Genomic DNA, 21,062 nt, shown 5'->3' with positions numbered 1-21,062 from the left:
CGGGTGCGGGGTGGTGGGTGGTTGCTCGCGCAGTTCCCCGCGCCCCTTTGGGGCGCTTCAGCGACGGCGTCGTAGTGCCAGTACCGCGTTGTGGCCGCCGAACCCGAACGAATTACTGAGCACCAGGTCCCCGTCCTCCGGCAGCGCCCGCGCCGCCCCCCTCACCACATCCAGGTCGATCGCGTCGTCCACCTCCCGGCATCCCACGGTCGGCGGCACCACCCCGTGATGCAGGGTCAGTACGGCCGCCACGGCCTCGACGCCGCCCGCGGCGCCCTGGAGGTGGCCCAGGTGTCCTTTGAGCGCGGTGACCGGTACCGCGCGTCGCCCGAGCACCGCGCGCAGCGCGCCTGCCTCCGCGAGGTCGCCCTCGATCGTCGCCGTGGCGTGGGCGTTCACGTGGACGACGTCCCCCGGGCGGCCGCCGGCGTCCCGCAGGGCGCGGCGGAGAGCGAGGGCGACCCCGTTGCCGGACGGGTCGGGGGCGGCCATGTGGTGGGCGTCGGCGGAGAGGCCCCATCCGGCGGCCTCGCAGTAGATCCGCGCTCCACGGGCCCGGGCGTGCTCCTCGGCCTCCAGGACGAGGATGCCGGCGCCCTCGCCGTTGACGAACCCGCCCCGGTCCTTGGCGAAGGGCCGGGACGGCGAGCCGTCGGCGAGGTCCTCGTCGGCCAGCGCCCGCATCGCGGCGAAGGACGCCATGATCGCCGGCGTGACGACGGCTTCGGCGCCGCCCGCCAGAGCGACGTCGATGCGCCCGTACCGTATGCGGTCGATCGCCTGCCCTATGGCCTCGGTCCCCGACGCGCACGCGCTCGTCACGGTCCGGGCCTCGCCGGTGATGTGCAGATCGAGGGAGACCTGGGACGCGGCCTGCGAGGGCACGGTCATCGGGGTGGTGAGCGGTGAGACGGCCCGAGGTCCCTTGTCCCGCAGCCTCCGGTCCCCGCCCACCAGCACGGACGCGTCGCCGAGGATGGCCCCGAGACTCACCCCCACCCGCTCCGGATCGACCCCGCTCTCCCGGGTACCGCCCTCGGTGAACCCGGCGTCGGCCCATGCCTCCCGCGCGGCCAGTACGCCCATCTGCGCCGCCCGGTTCATCCGCCGTGCCACCGGCCGGGGCAGCAGCCGTGCGGGATCCTCGGGGACCACTCCGGCGATCCGCACCGGTAACCCGTCGAACTCCGCCCCTTCCAACTCCCGTATCCCGTGCCGCCCGTCCAGCAGCCCCTGCCACAACGCCCCGACCCCGGCGCCCAGCGGCGTGACGGCCCCGAGTCCGGTGACGACGACCCTGCGGGGCGCGGACACGGCGGCGTCGCTCATCTGGCATGCCCCTTACGGTCGTTGAAGTTGAAAGGGAAACATGCCCAGATTTCCCCTGTCCTGCACGTCCGTTCGACACGTCGTCTCATGCCAGTTGTGCGGTGATGAGAGCCAGCAACTCCTCTTTCCGCGGACCGAGATAGAAGTGGCCCCCTTCGAAGACCTCGATGTCCAGCCCCTTCGTCGTGACGTCCGACCAGGACGAGAGGTCGTCCGGCGGGCAGGCGGGGTCACGGTCGCCTCCGCACGCCGTGACCGGGATCCCCAGCCGGTGCAGGCGAGCCGGGCGGTACGCGGCCAGGAGACGGAAGTCCGCCCGCAGCGCCGGCATGATCATGGGCCGCAGTTCGGGGTGGTCGTAGACGGCGGCGCCCTCGGGGTCCAACTGGCGGACGCGGGCCAGGATCTCGCTGTCGGTCGGGGCCGGGCGGGGCGCCTGCTCCTGCGGGGTGCGGGGCCTGGCCCGGCTCGACACGAACAGGCGGGCGAGGGTGCGGCCGGGGACGTCCTCCAGGCGGCGGGCCACCTCGTACGCCACGGACGAGCCCATGCTGTGGCCGAAGAGCGCCAACGGCAGGTCATCGGCCGTCTCGTGCAACAGCGCCTGCGTGATCGCGTCCGCCAGTTCCGCCATCGTGGCCGGGCACGGGTCGGCCAGGCGGTCCTGGCGGCCCGGGTACTGCACCCCCATGACCTCGATCTCCGGCGGGGTCAGCGTCGCCCAGCCGTGGAAGTGACTCGCCGCGCCGCCCGCGTGCGGGAAGCACACCAGCCGGATCTTCGCGTCGGGCGCGCGCACGCCCCTGAACCATCGGGTCCGTATGTCCAAGACGGGCATGACATGTCCTTCAGTGTGGTCGGTCATCGGTTCGAGGGGGTGGCCGGATCGGTGGGTGCCTGTGTCACCCGGCAAGGGTGGCAATCATCCGACGGTTGACCGATGGACTGGCCCCACCAACTTCCGCCTCCCTAGGATGTGTTGTCGGCGAGGTGATCTCCTCGGCCGGCCTGCCCCTGGGGGGAACCATGGAACCTGGAAAGCAGCTGTCCACGTCGATCGATGCCACGGTCCCGACAGCCGCGCGCATGTACGACTACTACCTCGGCGGCAAGGACAACTACGCGTCCGACCGCGCCGCCTGCGAACAGTTGGACAAGGTCGTCCCCAGCACCCGCGCCCTCGCGCTGAACAACCGGCGCTTCCTGCAGCGGGTGGTCCGGACGCTGGCCGAGGACTACGGCATCCGGCAGTTCCTCGACCACGGTTCCGGCCTGCCCACCCAGAACAACGTCCACCAGGTCGCGCAGGCCATCGACCCCTCCTCGCGCGTGGTGTACGTCGACAACGACCCGATGGTCCTGGTCCACGGCCGCGCCCTGCTGGAGCAGAACGAGAACACCGCCGTCATCCACGCCGACATGCGCGACACCGACGGCATCTTCTCGCACGCCGACACCAAGCGCCTGATCGACTTCTCGCAGCCGGTGGCGGTGCTGTTCAACTCGGTGTTCCACTGCATCCCCGACAGCGAGACCGACGGCCCCCTCGCCGTGGCCCGCCGCGTGGCCGGACGGCTCGTGCCCGGCAGCTACATGGTGATGTGCCAGTTGGTCAGCGAAGACCCCGAGGTCCGCGACTTCGTCACCAACTTCATGGACCAGGCCACCCAGGGGCACTGGGGCCGGGTGCGCGAGGAAAAGGACGTCGCCCAGTTGTTCGAGGGGTTGGACGTCCTGGAGCCGGGGCTGGTGGAGGTCTCCACATGGCGGCCGGACACCGAGGTCGCGCCCCGCCAGGCCACCCAGGAGTGGATCGAGTTCGGCGGTGTGGGCCGGCTCCGGTAGTCAGGGAGCAGGCGCGTAACGGGCCTTCGTCTCGCGCAGCCGCTTGAGCGACTCGCGCGGGTCGAGGGCCTCGTCGCCCAGCCGGTCCAGGGCGATCCGGTACTCCTCCGTCTCGTCCTGGTCCTCCAGGAAGGCGGCGCTCTTGATGTGCTCCAGATAGACGATGTCGGGCAGATCGACGCCGCCGAAGCGCAGATACGTGACGGGGATGGCGGGCGCCGAGGCGTTGGTGACGTCCAGCGGGACGATCTGCACCGTCACATGGGGGAGCCGGGCCATCTCCTCCAGGTACTCGAGCTGCTCGCGCATCACCTCGCGGCTGCCCAGCACCCGCAGCAGCACCGACTCGTCGACGATCGCCCACAGCCGGGGCGGATCCTGGCGGTGCAGCAGCTCCCGCCGGCGCATCCGCAGCTCCACCCGCCGCTGGACTTCACGGGCCGGCGCGGTCGGCAGCCCGCGCTCCACCACGGCACGGGTGTAGGCCTCGGTCTGCAACAGGCCCGGGATGTACTGGAGTTCAAAGGTACGGATGGCCGTGGCGGCCTCCTGCAGCCCGACCAGCCGGTCGAACCACTCCGGCATCAGCCGCTTGTCGTACCGCTGCCACCATCCCGGCTCACCGGCACGCCGCAGCAACTGCAGCAGAACCGAGGCCTCGTAGTCATCGGCACGGTAATGCTCCAGCAAGGCGCGCACGTCGGCCTCCGTGGGCGGCCGACGGCCCTTGCCCGCCTCGATGCGCGACAGCTTCGCCGGACTGAACCCCACGGCACGCGCCGCCTGGTCCTGGGAGAGACCGACGTCCTCGCGGATACCCGCCAGTTGGACGCCGACCAGCATCTTGAGCAGGGTCGGCGCGGGTTCGGTGCGGCTCAGATACGGCTCGAGGCGGGAGATGCGAGGTGACTCGGCGGACATCCTGACTCCCGGTAGACCGGCATACGACAGACCGCATTATCGCATCCCGCCGCCTCATGCCGCCGAAACCGCGGGAAGTAGAGAACTCAACTTCCGCTTCCCGGCAGGCTTCTGACTCCGCGTAGGAGTCGTATAGCCCTCGGAGTCCGGGTTCGGGTCACACCAGGTGGTCGAACTCCCCCTCCTTGGCGCCCGCCAGGAAGGCGGCGATCTCGGCCGGTGTGTAGACGAGGGCCGGCCCGTCGGGGTGGCGGGAGTTGCGCATCGCGACACTGCCGTCGCCCAGGGAGGCCACCTCGACGCAGTTGCCCTCGGCATTGCTGTGCCGGCTCTTGATCCAGCGGACGCCCAACGAGCTTGCCCGTACGCCGTTCTGTGCTGTTGGCACTGCACTCTCCTTGCTCACGTTCCGCCACGCGCACGCCCCGCCGCCCCAGGGGCCCGGACCGCACCACGTGCTCAGGGTCGACACCGCTCGCGCAATTTCCCGTGAAATTGCACGGAGACGCCGTCGGCGTGGATAATAGTGCGTGGCGTCAACTGCTGCGCAGCCGCCTCGTCCTGACCATGTATCAGGGAGACGTTGTGTCCTTACCTGCGTACGAAGGGCTTCGAGTGCCCGGTAGCGCCGCGCCACCTGCGGGGTTGGCCGTGACGCCGGAAGCGCTCCCCGGCACCCCGGACCGACGCCCTGTCGCCAGGCCCGAACCCCCGCGCATCCCGCCCCGCTCGGCCGCCCTGCGGCTCACCGGCGCCGAACGGGAATGCGGTCAGGCCCGCGACTTCGTCCGCCGCACCCTCGGCGACTGGGCACTCGACCACTGCAGCGCCGACGCCCTCATGGTGGTCACCGAACTGGCCGCCAACGCCGTACAGCACGGCGTACGGCACTCCGCGGCGCACCTCTCCTCCGCTGCCGCCCACGGCGAGGCCGAGATCTGGCTGAAGCTCAGCCTGCGCCGCCCCGCCCACCTCGTCTGCGCCGTCACCGACCCGAGCGACAGCCCACCCGTGTACCCGCACACCAGCGACCCCCTCGACCTCGACGAGCACGGTCGCGGACTGCGCATCATCGACGCCCTGTCCGAGCACTGGGGCTGGACCCGCCGGCAGCCCATGGGCAAGACGGTCTGGGCGATGCTCCCGACCGACCACCAGGTCTGATCCGCCGACCACCCTCGGGCCCCGGCACCCACGGGACATTTTCACGATGGGCGCATCGGGGCTACGTTTCCTCCCCAAATACGATCCTTCGGCTGTGTTGAATTTGTGGGCCGGGCAGGGCACCTGTCCGGCTCGACAGGGCCTTACGGCAACAACCAGCGGAAGGATCGGCACTGTGACGCGCAGTACCGCCGGAAACGATCACCCACCGATCTACGAGGACCTGGTGCGTGAACGCGGAGACGTCGTGGCGGAGGCCCAGATGGCGGCCGCACACACGCAGAACCAGGCAGCGGAGCTGCTCAGCGGCGGGGAGCCGCACAACTGGGACGGGCCGACGGGGCAGGAGCGTACGTCCGACTTCGGGTGAGCGGGCGGTTGTGGGCGGATCAGGCCGCCCTTCCCGCGCGGGTGACGAGGCCCAGCGTGAATGAGAGCGCGATGAGGATGCTGCGGGTGGCCGGCCCGTAGCGGGCGGAGGCCGTCCCCGGGTGGCGCAGGCAGCTGGAACAGGCGCCCGCGTTTCGCTGAAGCCGGACCATGTCCCGCTCGGCCGGCCGTGGATCAGTATGGCCTGCGGCCCGCTGCCGTGATCACGCGAAGACGGGCGTGAAGGCGACGTCCAGGCCGGTCAGCCCGCGGAAGTTGAGGCTGCGCTGCCACTGCGGCGCGGCGCCGTCGAGCCTCAGGTCGGGGAGCCGGGTCAGGAGCGCTTCGAGGACGACGGCGCCCTCCAGCCGGGCCAGCGCCGCGCCGAGGCAGAAATGGGGCCCGTACCCGAAGGCGACGTGCCGTCCACCGGGCCGCTGGAAGTCCAGCACGTCCGGGTCGGGGAACACGGCCGGATCCCGGTTGGCGGCGCCGCACACAAGGAGCACCACCTGCCCGGCGGCGATGGTGCGGCCGGCCAGCTCCAGGTCGTGCCGCGCCCGGCGCAGCATCAGTTGCACCGGGCTGTCGTAGCGCAGGAGTTCCTCGACGGCGGCGGGGATCAGGTCGGTCCGGCGGCGCAGCTCGTCGGCTGCCTGCGGGTGGCGCAGCAGGGCGAGAGCGGCGTTGCCGATGAAGTGGGTGGTGGTCTCGTGGCCGGCGATCAGGAGCAGGGCACAGTTGGCGAGGAGCTCGTCGAAGTCCTGGTCGGTGCTCTCGGCCCGCGTGGTCAGGAGTGCGCGCAGGGTGTGGGGCGCGGGCGGGGTGTCGCGGCTGGTGAGGAGTTCCCGCAGGTAGGCGAGCGTGCGTTCCATGCTCTGGGAGGCGGCACGGCTGTCGTCCGCGTCGAGCCGGGAACTGCCGATGGCCGCGGCGATCGGGTCGGACCAGGAGGACAGGGCGGGCCGGTCCTGCTCCGGCACACCGAGGAGATCGCAGATGACGTTCAGCGGCAGGGGCTCGGCAAGGTCCGCGACGATGTCCATCCGTCCGGTCGGCGCCGCGCGGGTGATGATCTGCTCGACGGCCTCGGAGATCCGGTCGCGCAGCGCCGCCACTGCCCGGGGAGTGAAGGCTCTGCTCAACAGGGCCCGCAGACGGGGGTGGTCAGGGGCGTCGCTGTAGAGCATCTGCCGGCTGAGGACCCGGGCCAGCGGCCGTAGTTCCTCGGAGACGGCCTCGATGTCGGGATAGCGCACCGAGGAGAACCGAGGGTCACCGGCAGTGCTGCTGACCACGGCATGACTGGTCGCGATCCAGGCGTCCAGACGGCGGTCCCAGAAGAGGTCGTCGGTGCTCCGCAGCTCCTTGTAGAAGTCGTAGAGCCGATCCTGGGTCCGGGGCCTCAGCGCAGACAGCAGGGACGCGGGCGACGCGTGGGTTTGCATCGGCCCAAGCTAGCGGTGCGGGGGAGCACTTCCATCGCATTGTCGGTTTTCCGCCCGCACCTCAGGCCGGGGTGATAGCGCACGTCATCGCTCGGCTGCCCCCGACCTCTGCACGCACCTCAAGACGACCTCGGAGCCTCTCGATCACGTGGAGTGCTACGCGGCCACCGCATGATCGCTGCCATGGGGCCGCGGGGGCCTCACCCTGCCTGCACACGCGACAAGACCCCGCACTCAGCAAATGCGCTGATGGCGGGGTCGTCAGACACTTCAACCGAAGTGCCCCCGGCGGGGGACCCAGAACATGGGAACGGGGGGAGCCGCCGGTCGGGGGCGGGCAGTTGGTGATCCAGACGGTCGTCGGGTTGAGTCGGTAGGCCGATGTCGCTTGGCCGCAGGTTCGAGTCCTGGGCTGGAGCCACAACACATGGCTGGTCGTGCGCGGGGCGCTGACCTGAGGATTTGCGTGATGGTAGCGGTTGAGGGAGGGGTTCGGCTGGTGCCGCCTTCGCCGGGGACGGGCTCGGCGGTCGCCGAACTCGCCGAACTCCCGCGCGTGAACAAGAAGACCCGCCTCGCACGGGCGTTGACCGATCGCGGTGGCGTGCGCGTCCGCCGGGGTGGTGAGCACGAGCGCTCCTGCGGCAGTCCAGAGCGTGGTGCGGCGCGTGACGTTTTGCGTGATCAAGCAAAACGTAAGCTGACCAGTAGAAGCGTGCGCCGACACAGTCCCGAGCCAATAACGCCCTGAAAGCGGTTCAGGCCGTGGACTCACAGGACCGGACCGGTGCCGATCTTCGTAGCCTCGCCGTCCGCTCCTCAGCCCACGGCGACGCCCTGGTCACAAAACGCTCATGGCGCTCTACCCTCACTTGAAGGACGGGGTGAGGAGGATCCTCATGTCGGGCGTGGGGTCGGGTGCCGCACCATTCGCGGGCACGCCTCGGCGGAACCAGAACGTGCGGTCGCTGGCGGACATCCTTGCTGTGGCACCGTGGACCGATCTCGAAACTCATCTGGACAGGCTCAGGGAACGCGTTGACACGGCGGTGCGCCACGCGCATGAGCGCCGCCATGACCTGAGGACTGAAATCCTCAGGGAGCGTCCCGACATACGAGAGGCAATCTGCCGGCCCACGCATGATGATCTGAAAGCCGCGACGACTCTGCTTTCTACGCAGACCGTGGCAGCGGCGGATGGCACGATCGCGGCCGTCCCTCTGCTCTCCGGAACGAAAGTTCAGGTCGGAGTCGCGATCGTGACGAACACGGGGGGGTCGTTCAAGGTCGTAACCCGGGTCTTCGAGCACGACTTCACCGCAGAAGGCGCTTCCGCGAGAGAGTTTTTCGAAAATCTGCGCAAGACTCACGGTGCATCAAATCTCGCGTCTCGTGCACTGATGTTGCTGGGCGAACGGCAGCAGTTGTGGAAGCATCCGGCGGACTGGCGCATGATCCATGGCGAGCTGGTGCCGTACGAACTCCGCACGGGTGTCGGAATGCCAGAACGCAATCTTCCGCCTGTCTTCGACCTGGTTGGGGACTACATCGCTGATGGTCGATTTATTGCGGTCAGTGAAGGGCCAGAGGACCTGGAGATCCTGAACGCGGCGGTCTTGCTCGAGCCCGGGGAGTACATCGTGGTCCGAAGCCTCGCCGAGGACCTGACACGTTTCCTCGACGGAGACCAATCTACCGGAACGGCGCGCGCCGGGTTCAACACTGCCGACCGTAGCCGTTTCAGGAAGTTTATAGAGAAGGTCGGGCCAGAGGTGGCCATTGTTCTCATCAAGGCCGGACCTCGCCCGTATCTAATGGAATGTCATCATCGGCGGATTCCCCAGGCGGTGTCGCTTTTTCTGGCCGATGCCCTCTGGACCACGGGTATTGGGCTTGAACAAACGGGTTCGGCGGTGCGTGGATTCCCCTTTCATCTCGACCTGGCCGATGCGGTGGCACGCCGAATGTTCAAAGGGTCCGAGTTCAGGGGATTCGTCGAGACCCGTCTGATGGAACTGGGCGTTCAAGACGGAATCACCGACCTTGATCCGCGGAGGACTCGCGCATGAGCGACCAGCTTCCCTTTCCCGAACACCCGGGTAGGCTCGGGGCCGCGCGCCCGGACAGTCCAGACCACGGTCTGATGCCTGAGGCGGCGGCAAAGGAGTCGGCCGAAGCGGCTCTACCAAGGCATGGTGGCCCGGATGCCGACATGCTTTCCTCTGCGGAGAGTGTGACTTCAGCCCTGCGGGCAGGGCAGGCAGTCCAGGGCGACTTGGTGACGCTCGGGTTCATCGCCTTCGACGGGAATGGTGCCGCCAACACGAGCAGCGACCTCATGGTGCGCCATGAGTTTCGGCATGTGTTCGCCCGTGACGCCTACGTGGGAATCGAGGACGCGGATCAGGGCAAGACGTTCCTTGGCCGAGTGGTTGAAGGGCCATTCCACATCCCACACGAGGTGGCGGCGGAGTCGGCGATCACCCGCACGACACTGCTCAATCCGGAACGGACGCAGTTCCGTCCTGCCTACTACGCGAGCGGAACAATAGAAATCCTGGGCGAAGTAACTGCCGACGAAGCCGTCCTGCCGACCAGCAGCCGCCCTCGCCCCTATGCACGTACATACCTCTACCCACCGGACCGACTGCGACGGATGCTCGGTCTGGAAGGTGATCTGCAGATGGGCACCTTGCTCGGCTACGACGAGGTGGCTGTCCAACTGGACTCTCGGGAGAAAGGCCTGCTGCCGCGGAACATCGGCATCTTCGGCACTGTCGGCTCTGGAAAATCCAACAGTACGCAAGTGCTGATGGAGGAGGCGGTACGGCAAGGGTGGGCAGTCGTTGCCGTGGATGTCGAGGGCGAGTACATCGCCATGGACCAGCCCTGCCGTGATCCCCGTCTCTGCGCTCTGCTTGCTGAACGTGGTGAGCGGCCTGAGGGCGTGCAGGACTTCCGAGTCTATGTGCCCAATGCCGGCCTCACGGACCACCCGGCGCCTGAAATCTTCAAGATCCCGATCAGCCGCATTCCGGATCAAGTGCTGTCGAACATCTTGGAGTTCACCGAGGCACAGAGCAGGATGTGGGGACTGATCACCGAGCGAGCCGACTTTCTTGCGCAGCGGCAGCAGCGCCCCCCGTCCGCCTGGGGATCGCTGGCCAGTCCACCTGCCGACGACGACCGTCCTTCCCGGTATACCCTCGGCGATCTTGTCGACGGACTGCGCGAGGACCAGAACGGGAACATCCCCCTTCTGGGCTCCAACCTCATGTCGTACGACAAGGCCGCAGCCCGCACGCTGCGCAGCAAGCTTTATCAACTGGGCCAGTCCGACATGCTCGACTGGCGCCGGACCGAGAAGACGCCTTACCTCAGCGTGTACGACCTGCTGGTGCCCGGCCGTCTGTCCGTCCTCGACGTGAGCGAGACCAACGACGCCGCTCGGAACATCGCGATCTCCTACCTGCTGCAGGCGCTCTTCGACGTCGTCTGCGCGGTACCCAAGGGGCACCGCCTGCCAGGAGGCATGGCGCGACCGCCGGTTCTCCTGGTGATCGAAGAAGTGCACACATTTGTCTCTCGCGCTTCCTTGTCCAGGATGCGAGCGGTTCTGGACCAGCTTCAGATCATCAGCCGGCGAGGACGAAAGCGCTGGATGGGGCTCACCTTGGTGTCACAGCAACCGGGCCACGTACCTGACGAGCTTTTTGAACTGGCCAATACCAGGTTCGTCCATCAGCTCAAGTCGTCTGCGAACCTGGCTCCTGTCCAGCAGAGCACCGGCGGCGTCCATGAAGCCCTGTGGGGCACAGTTCCGGCACTCGCTCCGGGACAGTGCCTGATGACCGGTCCTACCCTGCGCAACCCCGTCTTTGTACAGATGCGGCCCGCACGGTCGCAGCGTCTTCACACAGCGTGACTGAAGGGATCGCATGGCGAGCGACATCGTTGCGGCGTCGACCGGTTGGCAAGGTGGCACGCTGCCCGCCTGGCGATGGTCTGTCGGACATCAACCCGGCCACGCTCCACGTGCCGTCCCGTGGCGTCCTCGGCCACAGAGCCACGACCCGGGGGAGATCACTCTGGGTTGGTTTCATCGCTATCCAGGCCGATTCGCGGCCGAGGTCGCGGTCACGGTGATCGAAGAGGGCCTCGCCAGGGCACACCGCCCTGTGCGGCGAGTCCTGGATCCCTTTGCCGGCACCGGGACGGTTGGTGCTGTGTCACTTCAGCTCGGCATCGAAGCCATGGGCCTGGAGATCGGCAAGCTGGGCGTGACCGTTGCGCAGCTCCGTACCAGACCACCGGACGATCTCGACGAGGCTGCCGCCGAGTTGATACGGCTCGCACGGCTTACGCCTCGTGCGGACCATGACTTGCCGCCCGAACTCGTGGAGTGGCTCGGCGAACCGAACGCCGAGCGGGCTGCTGCCTGGCTGGAGAAGATCCAGCAACTCGACGAAGGGCCCCTGCGGACCTACTTGACCGTTGCGGTCTCCCAGGCACTACGCCCCGCTTCGCACTGGCTGATCGGCTCGGTCAAACCGACGCGTGATCCGGTGCGGACACCTCCGCCTATCGACCGGATACTGCTCCGCTATGGTCGGCGGATCACCGCGGACTGTGCTGCCGAACAGGCCGCATTTCGGTTCAGTGGCCCCGTGTGCCGTTCGCGCGCGACGCATCTTCTGGCGGATGCACGGCGGTTGCCCCTCGCCGATCACAGCGTCGATGCGATCGTCACCAGTCCGCCGTACCTGACAACCTGTGACTACTTCGGAGCGCAACGGCTTTCCTACCTTGCGTTTGGATGGCCCCAGCCACGTGACCGACAACTTGGTGAACGCTACGGTCATCCGCCGGCCGAAGGACCGCTGAACCTGCCCGGTGCGGTGCTACCCGCCTGGTACGAGCGGTACGGGCATGAGTCGACTGCGCAAGGGCGTGCCGTGCGCGCATACGCCGACGGATTGTTCCGCCATCTTGAGGAAGCGCGGCGCGTATTGGCTCCCGGCGGCTCGGCCACGTACGCCGTCGCGAACAGCGTGCGCTCGGGCAAGGTGTTCGAACTGGCCTCCGCAGTAGCGGAGCTCATGCGGACAGCCGGTTTCGAAGACGTCCAGGTGCGGACTCGGGCGCAGCGCGGTCGACGTATCCTCCCGGCCGGGAGGGATCGGGTGACTGGACGCATCGCTCGGGGCCCTGCTCCTGCCGGGGTCCGCGAATACATTGTCTCGGCCGTGGCGCCATGACGAGGCAAGAGAACCAGGCACCTGCGCCTGTGATGCATTCTTACTGCGCCGTAGGCATTGAGGGCTCCGCAGGAATCCGAGGGCCCTGAGGGGCGCGGGGAACTGCGCGACAAGCTCCAACGACCCGCACTGGTTGGCAGACACCGGAGGTGAGTGTCCTCACGGGAGATGCACGCACCCGCACGCTGGCCACGTGTAGCCGTATTACAGGATCAGGTGCGCCGAGACTCCGCTGAGGTCAGCTCCGGTGCAGTGGCCGCGTCAGGCCAAGGGGCGCGGAGGCGGATCGTCTGGCATGCCTTCGGCGCCTTCGCCCTCTTGGCCGTTCTTGCGGCCGCGTTCACTCGGGCCGGAGTACCGGGCGAGTGCGCGACTCCCATCCTTCTCGCGCTCGGCGGCGCTGTCGGCGTGCTGCTGCCATGGGCGCGGTGACATCATTGAGGGAACCCCGTCGTGCGGTATGGCTACGGGCCGTCGCCCCGTCCGGCTGGACGGAAATGCTCAGCGGGCACACCGGCAGCGACCGGACACCTACGGCCGCGAACTGCCCGACCGCCGCTGCCGCGGGTCGGGCCGGGGGAGGGTGGGCGAGCAGGCCGCGGGCGGGGACCAGGTTGTGTGCAGCGCGACGTCCTCCCATGCGGCGGGCCGGATCAGGTCATACCAGGCCGCGAATGGGTCCCTCGCCGTACAGCGCTCCGACGTCGACCAGGAGGACATCACGGCGCCGCCCGGCGGCTTCGATGACGTCGGGATGGAAGCCGTGCAGGGAGAACAGCGCCAGGACCGCGTCATCGGGTCGATGTCCCTGGTCGGCGAGGAGGGTACGGACGTGTTCGAGGCGCTCGAGGTCCTTCAGCCCGCGGGGCTGGACGGTGGCCTTGGCCTCGCCGATCAGGGTGATGGACGCCCGGGGGCTTTGCGGGCGTTCACCGGGGGCCAGGGCGAGCAGGTCGACCTCGTGCTTGGTCCGGGCGGCCGGGTCGGCGATCTCCGCCGTGCCCACCGCACCGAGCGACAGCTCTGTCTCGTCGATGGCGAAGGAGCGGGCCCATTCGCGCGCGGTCTCCTCGAAGTGCGGGCCGAGGATCTTCGAGTGGTATGTCGGCCGGGACGACTGCCACACCTGGGCTCCGCGTCGCCGTTCCACCAGGTCCACCATGGGCAGCGTGATCAGCTGGTTGAAGCGGATCACTGGATCCGCCACGCTGATGACCGGGTGCCGGGCCTTGAGCAGGTCCTGTTCCTTGCGGAGGTAGCCGGTGGATTCGAGCACCTCCAGGGGGGCGACCATGGCGGAGCGGGAACGCTCCAGCATGGAGCCGACCTTCGCTGGGGTCGAGGCGCCCCGGGCTACGGCGGACAGTACGTCGTAGTACAGCGTGCGGTGGGTGATCCGCGGGTCCTCGCGCAGCAGGAATTCCGCCTCCACCCGCGAGTACAGGGCCCGCCCCGGGTCCAGCAGGGTGCGCTCCACCCAGGGGCCGAACTCCGTCTCGCTCTGCGGCGCGGGCCCTGCGGCCAGCGGCCGGTAGCCGGGGGCGCCGCCCAGCACGGTGTCGACCTGCAGTGCCACCGCTGGATCCTCGATCCCCCAGTGGGTGCGGGCGGTGCGGTAGTCGAAGGCCGGCAGGCGCAGGTCCAGCACGGCTCGGCCGCGCAGTGGCTTGGTGCCGGACAGCAGCTCGGACATCACGCTCATCGCCGAGCCGCACAGGACGATCCGGCCGCCGGGTGCCTTGCCGGACTGCGACTGGTCGTACAGCAGTTGCAGGAACCCGGGGATCTCCGGGGAGTGCTGCATCAGATACGGCAGCTCGTCGATGACGATCAGCGGCGCCCCTGAGGCCCGGTTCACCACCTCCAGCGCGGCGGTGAGCACATCCCGCCAGTCGTCCAGCCGCATCGCCCCGGGCCGCACCCCTGCGTGTGCGGCGATCGCCTCGGTGAACCGGTGCAGTGCGGGCACCCGGCCCTCCTCCTGCACGGCAGTAAGGTACAGCCCGCCCACCGCCTCCGTGAGCGCCTCCAGCAGGAACGACTTCCCGTTCCGCCGCCGCCCCGAGACGATGGCCAGCCGCAGCTCGGCGGCTGGGTCGTCGAGGAAGTCGTTCAGCAGTGCCCACTCGTGATCACGGTCCAGCAGCCGCTCCGGCTTGCCAAGCTGTCCAGGCATGCCTTCTCCACCAATGTTCAGGTCAACCTTAACGAAATCCGTATAGCCACACCTTACCTACGTGGTGGCTGTGAGCGTAATGCTGCGGTGGGTCACACACGGATTGCTTCTCGCTGAGAAGGTCGCGGCTCCTGGCGGGCTCCGGCCCGGAGCCGCCGAACCAGGACTGCACCGCCATCTGCCTGCACGAGGCCGACGAGGTGCAGCGGCAGCCTCGGTGCGTCCGGCAGGCCGGGCGCCTGACGGAGCTGGTGGGCTGCGAGAGCCAGAGCCTCGGGTCAGCCGCCGTACTCGGGGCGGGCAGCCGAGGGCCGTGAACTCCACGAGGCCCGGGGGAGGGAGAGTGACCGGCTGACCACCCCTGGCATTGGGCGAGTTGAGGGTCAAACCCACCGAAGCCGTCGGCTTGCAAGCTTCGGCCCCCTAGGCTGGCGGAGCATCGGCGTCACCATCACAGCAGGGCGGAAGAGAATCATGCGCGGCCTCACTGAGGCGAACCTCAAGACGCTGGCCGGCGCCCGTTCCTTCGAACGCGCCCTCGGGTATCTCGACGCGGTGTCAGGGGTCGAGGTGGGGGACGGCTGGATCACCGCGAGTGTCTACGGGACGGAGCGGTACGAGGTGGAGCTGACCCTGGACGGGCCCGGCGGGCTGTCCGGCGCATGCGACTGCCCGTACGGCCTGGAGGGCAACTTCTGCAAGCACCTGGTCGCCCTCGGTCTGACCGCGCTTGCCCAGCGGGAGGGCCTGCCGCGACAGCGGAAGGCGGCCCGGGAGCGCGCGCAGGACCTCGACACGTGGCTGTCCGCCCTGTCCAAGGACGAGTTGATCGCCCTGCTGCGGGAACGGATCGACGAGGACCGGCAGTTGCGGCACCGCCTGGAACTGCGGGCCGCGAGCGCCCGCGGGGACCTTGCCGCGGTCCGGTCCCGTATCCGCGATCTGCTCGACATCGGCCCCTTCGCGCGGCATGGCTATGTCGAGCACGCCGATGCCCGTTCCTACGCCGACCAGGCTGGGCAGGCGCTGTCCGCGATCGGCGCGCTGACCGGCTCGGGTCGGGCCACCGACGCGATCACCCTGGCACGGGAGGCGATGCGGCTGCTGGCTGAGGCGGTGGAGAGCGTCGACGACTCCGACGGCCGGCTCGGGCAGATCGGCGCAGACCTCGCCGACGCCCACCTCGACGCGTGCCGCGCGGCACGCCCCGACCCCGAGGAGCTCGCCCGTTGGCTGGTCGGCCATGCGCTCGGCGACATCGACGACGGCCTGACGGACATCGATCCGCTCGATTACGACGATGTCCTCGGCGAAGAAGGCATGGTCGTCCTTCGAACACGGGCTGTCGAGGCGTGGCGGCGCAACCGTCGCGGCTGGGCGGAGAAGTACCTGATGGAGCGTCTGGCCAAGGCCGGGGGAAACGTCGACGCGGTGATCGCCGTGCACGCGGCCGATCTCGCACCGAACGGCCATACGCACCTGGTCGTCGCCCGCGAGCTGGATGCCGCCGGGCGTTCCGACGAGGCCCTGAACTGGGCTGAACGCGGTATCCGGGACGCCCGGGAACTCTCCGCGGTAGACACTGCCCTGGTCGACTGTCTCTGCGACCGCTATGCGCAGGCGGGCCGGAGCGCCGACGCTGTCGCCATGCGCCGCGACCACTTCGGTGCCCGCCGCTCGCTGCTCGCGTACCAGCAGCTGCGCGCCGCCGCGACGACCGCGGACAGCTGGCCCGCCGAGCGCGAGGGAGCCCTCGCCCTCCTGCGCGCTGACGCGGAGCGGCGGCAACAGAGCTGGTACGGCGGCCCCGTCCTGGTCGATGCTTTGCTCGACGACAAGGACGTCGACGCCGCCTGGCAGGCCGCTACCCGGAGCGGCGCCCATGACCGGCAGTGGCTCACCCTTGCCGACCAGGCGCGGGCCACCCGTCCCGCCGACGCACTCGGCGTCTACCTGCGCCTGGCTGAGCCGCTGACCAGGCAGACCGGCAACACGGTCTACGAGCAGCTCGTCGGCCTGCTGCTCAGCATCCGCGACTGCCATCGCCGCCTGGGCACCGAGGACGAGTTCGCCCGGTACGTCACCAATCTGCGCACCGCCCAGAAACGCAAACGGAACCTGATGCGCCTGATGGACGAACATGGCCTGTGAGCCGGACGGTGTCTCGCACCCCTCCCGCCAGATCGGCAAACCGCCGTATGTGGTCGCAGACCGTCCACCGTCCTGTCGGCGTCAAACACATTCCCGAAGCGCCGCGACTCTTCCAACTCACGCGAGCGGGCATCGCACAGTGCAGAGTACGAAGAGTGAGCCGGAGAGAACCGCCCAAGGTCGTCATCGAGTACGTCGTTGTGGATGGGCCCGAAGGGGAGGAGCTGGGACGGCGTCAGGCAGCAGCGATCCTGGACGTCCTTGAGTGCCTCGCTGAACAGCAAGGGCTCCATCAGGGAGTCGAGGAAGAACCGAGCCGCACAGGCACGTCGTAGCACGTTCCGTTCCCAGGTTCTGGGTGTCGGAGAGGGCCCACACCTGCGCAAACCTCACGTCCAATGCGGCGAGCGCCATATCGGGCGGCCGACCTGCAAGTTTGCGCGGACAGCTGTCGGCCAGTGTCCGAGAAGGAAGCATCGCGACATATATCGCAAAGGCCCGTCTCCTGCTGAAGGAAACGGGCCTGGGCACCCTGACCTGCGGCAAAGCAAATCGTATGGGTGCCCCCGGCAGGATTCGAACCTGCGCACACGGCTCCGGAGGCCGTTGCTCTATCCCCTGAGCTACGGGGGCGTGTCGGGCGCCTTGCTCGGCGGCGACGGGTAGAACCCTACCAGCTTCGGTGGGGTGTTCATGAACGGGTTTCCGGGTGGTGGCACCGGGTGCTACCTGGGGTGGCTCGCCCGCAGGGGGTGGAAGTGGGGAAAACCCGGACGCGGTGGCCGGTCCGGACCTACTCTCGAGTTGTGCCAGGCGCGTCGGGCCGGGTGCTTGTTGTGGACGACAACAAGGTCATCCGGCAGCTGATCAGGGTCAATCTCGAGCTCGAGGGGCTTGAGGTCGTGACCGCAGCCGATGGTGCCGAGTGTCTGGATGTCGTTCATCAGGTGCGGCCCGATGTGATCACCCTGGATGTGGTCATGCCCCGGCTGGACGGGCTCCGCACTGCCGCCCGGCTGCGCTCCGACCCCCGTACCCGCGATCTTCCCCTCGCCATCGTCAGCGCCTGCACCCAGTACGAGATCGACAGCGGCCTCGACGTCGGCGTCGACGCCTTCCTCGCCAAGCCCTTCGAACCCGCCGAACTCGTCGGCCTCGTACGGCGGTTGCTCGAGGGGAAGAGGAGTGGCGAGAGGGCGAGCGAAAGGGCCCTGGCGCGGAGTGGGGAACTGGGCAGAGACCGCGACCGGGAGGGTGACAGCCGGGGCGATGGTCGGGGCGACGGCCAGGCCGTTCTCGGGAGCGTCGTCGGGGCCGAAGAGGCCGCCGGGCGCACCGGCGGCTGACACGACCGTGGCTTCCATGGCCGGCACCCAGACGTGCCGACGGCAGACACCCCGGTGACTTACGCGGCCGGCACCCAGGCTCGCCAGCGACTGACACCTCGGTGATTCCCGCAGTCGGCACCCAGGCTCGCCAGCGACTGACACCTCGGTGATTCCTGCAGTCGGCACCCAGGCTCGCCAGCGACTGACACCTCGGTGATTCCCGCGGCCGGCGCCCATGCCTGCCAACGACCGACACCTTGGTGACTCCCGCGGCCGGCACTGAGGCGGACCCTCCGCTGACGCCCAGCCAAGGTCCCGGCAACGCCCAACCAAACACCCCGGTCGCACTCAGAGGACAACGAGCGAAAGCCAGGCAGCACCCAGCCTCAATCCGGACGCCCCCGGTGACACCCCGCCCACCCCCCAGCTCCGCAACCCACCCCTCCGCCGCACTCGACACCACCCCCGCGACCGTCAACCGCCCACGCCGTCCACATCGCGGGACCCCGCCAAACCCGTTCGCATACCCACCCCCCTCCTCCCATACGCTTGTCCCGTGACCCCCGTCGAGCTCTCCCGTACCGTGCTGCGCGCGGTGCGTCGTGCTGTCGACGAGGGGGAGCTGTGCGTCGCCGTGCCGGAGCGTGTCGTCGTCAGCGCTCCCGGGCCCGGTGGCTGTGGGGACTACGCCACCAACGTCGCCCTCCAGCTCGCCCGCCCGGCCGGACGGCCGTCGCGCGACGTCGCCGGGATTCTCCAGGCCCACCTGCTCGGCACCGACGGCGTCGCCGATGTCGTCATCACGGGGCCCGGCTTCCTCAACATCAGCCTCGGTGACACCGCCACCGCCGCCCTCGTCGAGGAGATCCTGCGGCGCGGCCCCCGGTACGGGCACGCCCGGGGTCCCTCCGGGGACCTCGTGCCGCTGGCCTGTCCAGCGGAGGTACGGGCCGTCGTCGTGATGGACGCCCTCGCGCGGATCCTGCGGTCACAGGGGGCCTACGTCCACACCCGCTGTGAGGCCCCGCCGGCGCCGGAGTGGGTCGACATCCTGGGCCTGCGTGTCGAGGCGCAGCCCACGCAGTCCAAGGGGAAGCGGCCCGCCCTGCCCCACTACACCGTGCGTCCGGTCCCCGCCCCCGTCGACCCCCTCCCTCTCGGCCGCGACGCCGCCCGCTGGGCCCTTCTCCACCCCGCCGCCCACGACCGGCCCCGTATCACCGACGAGCACCTCGTCCAGCGCGAGAGCAACCCTCTCTTCCGCGTCCGTTACGCGCACGCCCGCACCCGGGCCCTCAGCCGTAACGCCGCCGACCTGGGCTTCGCCGCGGAAGCCGGGGACGTACGACACGACGTTCGACACGACGTGCGACACGAAGTCACCGCCCTGCTCGCCGACCACCCGCGAGTCCTCGCGCAGGCCGCAGCCGACCGCGCCCCCGACCGTCTCGCCCGGCACCTCGTCAGCGTCGCCGATGCCGTCCTGCCCCTCCTGCCCGCCGTTCTCCCACGCGGTGCGGAGAAACCCTCGGCCGCCCACCGTGCCCGGCTCGCCCTTGCCGAAGCCGCCGGGACGGTGCTGGCCGGTGGCCTGTCCCTGCTCGGCATCGACGCACCCGACCACCTCTGAGAGAGCCGAAGAGAAGACCGATGAGCCGTTCCGCACACCCCGCCGGGCCCCGTCACGCCGACGTCCTCCCCGAGGGCCACTACTCGGCCCCGCCCGCCGACCTCAACGACCTCGACCCCAAGGTGTGGGCCCAGACCGTCGGCCGGAACACCGACGGTGTCGTCACCGTCGGCGGTATCGATGTGAAGACGCTCGCCGAGCAGCACGGCACCCCCGCCTACATCCTCGACGAGACCGACTTCCGCGCCCGGGCCCGCGCCTGGCGCAGCGCGTTCGGGACCGACGCCGACGTCTTCTACGCCGGCAAGGCGTTCCTGTCCCGCGCCGTCGTGCGGTGGCTGCACGAAGAGGGGCTCAATCTCGACGTGTGCTCCGGTGGCGAGCTCGCCACCGCCCTCTCCGCCGGTATGCCCGCCGACCGCATCGCCTTCCACGGCAACAACAAGTCCGTCGACGAGATCACCCGGGCCGTCGACGCCGGCGTCGGGCGGATCGTCCTCGACTCCTTCCAGGAGATCGTGCGCGTAGCTCACATTGCGCAGTCCCTGGGCAGGCGGCAGCGCGTGCAGATCCGTATCACCGTTGGCGTGGAAGCCCACACGCACGAGTTCATCGCCACCGCCCACGAGGACCAGAAGTTCGGTATCCCGCTTGCCGGCGGGCAGGCCGCCGAGGCCGTACGGCGTGCGCTGAAGCTCGACGGGCTGGAGCTCATCGGGATCCACTCCCACATCGGGTCGCAGATCTTCGACATGTCCGGGTTCGAGGTCGCCGCCCACCGGGTGGTGGGGCTGCTCAAGGACATCCGTGACGAGCACGGCGTCGAGCTGCCCGAGATCGACCTCGGGGGTGGGCTCGGCATCGCGTACACCAGTGACGACGATCCCCGTGAGCCGCACGAGATCGCCAAGGCGCTGACCGAGATCGTCACGCGTGAGTGCGAGGCCGCCAAGCTGCGGACTCCGCGGATCTCCGTCGAGCCCGGGCGGGCCATCGTCGGGCCGACCGCCTTCACGCTCTACGAGGTCGGCACCATCAAGCCGCTCGACGGGCTGCGGACGTACGTCTCCGTCGACGGCGGCATGTCCGACAACATCCGTACGGCGCTCTACGACGCGGAGTACAGCGTCGCCCTCGTGTCCCGGACGAGCGACGCCGCGCCCATGCTCGCGCGCGTCGTCGGCAAGCACTGCGAGAGCGGCGACATCGTCGTGAAGGACGCGTTCCTGCCCGCCGACCTGGCACCGGGGGACCTCATCGCCGTACCGGCCACGGGTGCCTACTGCCGGTCCATGGCCAGCAACTACAACCATGTGCTCCGGCCGCCCGTCGTCGCCGTGAACGACGGGGAGGCCCGGGTGATCGTCCGCCGGGAGACGGAGGAGGACCTCCTGCGTCTCGACGTCGGGTAGTTCCGAAGAGAGCCGGGGGCGGAAGATCTCC

At 69.1% G+C, this 21,062-nt stretch carries 15 protein-coding genes, 1 tRNA gene and 1 pseudogene; 10 read left to right on the top strand and 7 right to left on the bottom strand.

Going from position 1 to position 21,062, the window contains the following annotated elements; genetic code table 11:
- Positions 1-57: 57 nt before the first annotated feature.
- Together ACZ7L6_RS10615 and ACZ7L6_RS10610 are read right to left on the bottom strand one after the other, a co-directional pair.
- Positions 58-1,311 (bottom strand): annotated as a pseudogene (locus ACZ7L6_RS10615) (beta-ketoacyl-[acyl-carrier-protein] synthase family protein); the annotation flags it as partial.
- A gap of 103 nt (positions 1,312-1,414) precedes the next feature.
- A complete protein-coding gene (locus tag ACZ7L6_RS10610; RefSeq protein WP_471922045.1) occupies positions 1,415-2,167 on the bottom strand; it encodes a thioesterase II family protein in 753 nt (250 codons plus the stop codon).
- Between the two features lie 188 nt (positions 2,168-2,355).
- Here ACZ7L6_RS10610 and ACZ7L6_RS10605 point away from each other — a divergent pair, with 188 nt between their 5' ends.
- Positions 2,356-3,174 (top strand): SAM-dependent methyltransferase, encoded by an 819-nt coding sequence (locus ACZ7L6_RS10605; RefSeq protein WP_471922042.1) that lies wholly within the window; start codon positions 2,356-2,358, stop codon positions 3,172-3,174.
- Here the strand turns inward: ACZ7L6_RS10605 and ACZ7L6_RS10600 are convergent, their stop codons facing one another.
- Both ACZ7L6_RS10600 and ACZ7L6_RS10595 read right to left on the bottom strand, forming a co-directional pair.
- The gene (locus tag ACZ7L6_RS10600; RefSeq protein ID WP_471922040.1) at positions 3,175-4,095 is read right to left on the bottom strand and encodes a helix-turn-helix domain-containing protein; all 921 of its coding nucleotides are present in this window, start codon (positions 4,093-4,095) and stop codon (positions 3,175-3,177) included.
- A gap of 157 nt (positions 4,096-4,252) precedes the next feature.
- Positions 4,253-4,483: a DUF397 domain-containing protein gene (locus ACZ7L6_RS10595; RefSeq protein WP_471922037.1), complete on the bottom strand. Its 231-nt coding sequence runs from the start codon at positions 4,481-4,483 to the stop codon at positions 4,253-4,255.
- A gap of 263 nt (positions 4,484-4,746) precedes the next feature.
- On the opposite strand from ACZ7L6_RS10595, the gene ACZ7L6_RS10590 reads away from it, so the two are divergent.
- Together ACZ7L6_RS10590 and ACZ7L6_RS10585 are read left to right on the top strand one after the other, a co-directional pair.
- Positions 4,747-5,259 (top strand): ATP-binding protein, encoded by a 513-nt coding sequence (locus ACZ7L6_RS10590; protein WP_471922035.1) that lies wholly within the window; start codon positions 4,747-4,749, stop codon positions 5,257-5,259.
- A gap of 175 nt (positions 5,260-5,434) precedes the next feature.
- Entirely contained in the window at positions 5,435-5,629 is a 195-nt protein-coding gene (locus ACZ7L6_RS10585; RefSeq protein ID WP_471922032.1) for a hypothetical protein, read from the top strand.
- A gap of 223 nt (positions 5,630-5,852) precedes the next feature.
- Here the strand turns inward: ACZ7L6_RS10585 and ACZ7L6_RS10580 are convergent, their stop codons facing one another.
- Entirely contained in the window at positions 5,853-7,076 is a 1,224-nt protein-coding gene (locus ACZ7L6_RS10580; RefSeq protein ID WP_471922030.1) for a cytochrome P450, read from the bottom strand.
- An 854-nt stretch (positions 7,077-7,930) separates the two neighbouring features.
- On the opposite strand from ACZ7L6_RS10580, the gene ACZ7L6_RS10575 reads away from it, so the two are divergent.
- The 3 genes from ACZ7L6_RS10575 (at position 7,931) to ACZ7L6_RS10565 (ending at position 12,334) form a co-directional block, all read left to right on the top strand.
- The gene (locus ACZ7L6_RS10575) at positions 7,931-9,145 is read left to right on the top strand and encodes a DNA double-strand break repair nuclease NurA (protein WP_471922027.1); all 1,215 of its coding nucleotides are present in this window, start codon (positions 7,931-7,933) and stop codon (positions 9,143-9,145) included.
- Positions 9,142-11,001 (top strand): ATP-binding protein, encoded by a 1,860-nt coding sequence (locus tag ACZ7L6_RS10570; protein WP_471922025.1) that lies wholly within the window; start codon positions 9,142-9,144, stop codon positions 10,999-11,001. The genes ACZ7L6_RS10575 and ACZ7L6_RS10570 overlap by 4 nt, the downstream gene beginning before the upstream one ends.
- Positions 11,002-11,302: 301 nt before the next feature.
- A complete protein-coding gene (locus tag ACZ7L6_RS10565; protein WP_471922023.1) occupies positions 11,303-12,334 on the top strand; it encodes a hypothetical protein in 1,032 nt (343 codons plus the stop codon).
- A 658-nt stretch (positions 12,335-12,992) separates the two neighbouring features.
- On the opposite strand, the gene ACZ7L6_RS10560 is transcribed toward ACZ7L6_RS10565, so the two are convergent.
- Complete coding sequence (locus ACZ7L6_RS10560; RefSeq protein WP_471922021.1) at positions 12,993-14,510, bottom strand: AAA family ATPase; 1,518 nt, start codon at positions 14,508-14,510, stop codon at positions 12,993-12,995.
- 474 nt (positions 14,511-14,984) lie between these two features.
- Between ACZ7L6_RS10560 and ACZ7L6_RS10555 the strand changes: the two genes are divergently transcribed.
- Positions 14,985-16,661 carry an SWIM zinc finger family protein gene (locus ACZ7L6_RS10555; RefSeq protein ID WP_471922019.1) on the top strand — a complete coding sequence of 559 codons (1,677 nt, stop codon included), beginning with the start codon at positions 14,985-14,987 and terminating at the stop codon, positions 16,659-16,661.
- 561 nt (positions 16,662-17,222) lie between these two features.
- Here ACZ7L6_RS10555 and ACZ7L6_RS10550 read toward each other — a convergent pair.
- Positions 17,223-17,294 (bottom strand) — tRNA-Arg (locus ACZ7L6_RS10550).
- A gap of 194 nt (positions 17,295-17,488) precedes the next feature.
- Between ACZ7L6_RS10550 and ACZ7L6_RS10545 the strand changes: the two genes are divergently transcribed.
- The 3 genes from ACZ7L6_RS10545 to lysA all read left to right on the top strand — a co-directional run bounded on the left by ACZ7L6_RS10545 (position 17,489) and on the right by lysA (position 21,031).
- Complete coding sequence (locus ACZ7L6_RS10545; RefSeq protein ID WP_471923357.1) at positions 17,489-18,007, top strand: response regulator; 519 nt, start codon at positions 17,489-17,491, stop codon at positions 18,005-18,007.
- Positions 18,008-18,545: 538 nt separating this feature from the next.
- Positions 18,546-19,619: an ArgS-related anticodon-binding protein NrtL gene (gene nrtL, locus ACZ7L6_RS10540; protein ID WP_471922017.1), complete on the top strand. Its 1,074-nt coding sequence runs from the start codon at positions 18,546-18,548 to the stop codon at positions 19,617-19,619.
- A 20-nt stretch (positions 19,620-19,639) separates the two neighbouring features.
- Complete coding sequence (lysA, locus tag ACZ7L6_RS10535; RefSeq protein ID WP_471922014.1) at positions 19,640-21,031, top strand: diaminopimelate decarboxylase; 1,392 nt, start codon at positions 19,640-19,642, stop codon at positions 21,029-21,031.
- The last annotated feature ends 31 nt before the right edge of the window (positions 21,032-21,062 follow it).

The sequence above is a fragment of the Streptomyces sp. NPDC107522 genome (assembly GCF_055657525.1).
This window is presented reverse-complemented; position numbering and strand designations above follow the sequence as displayed.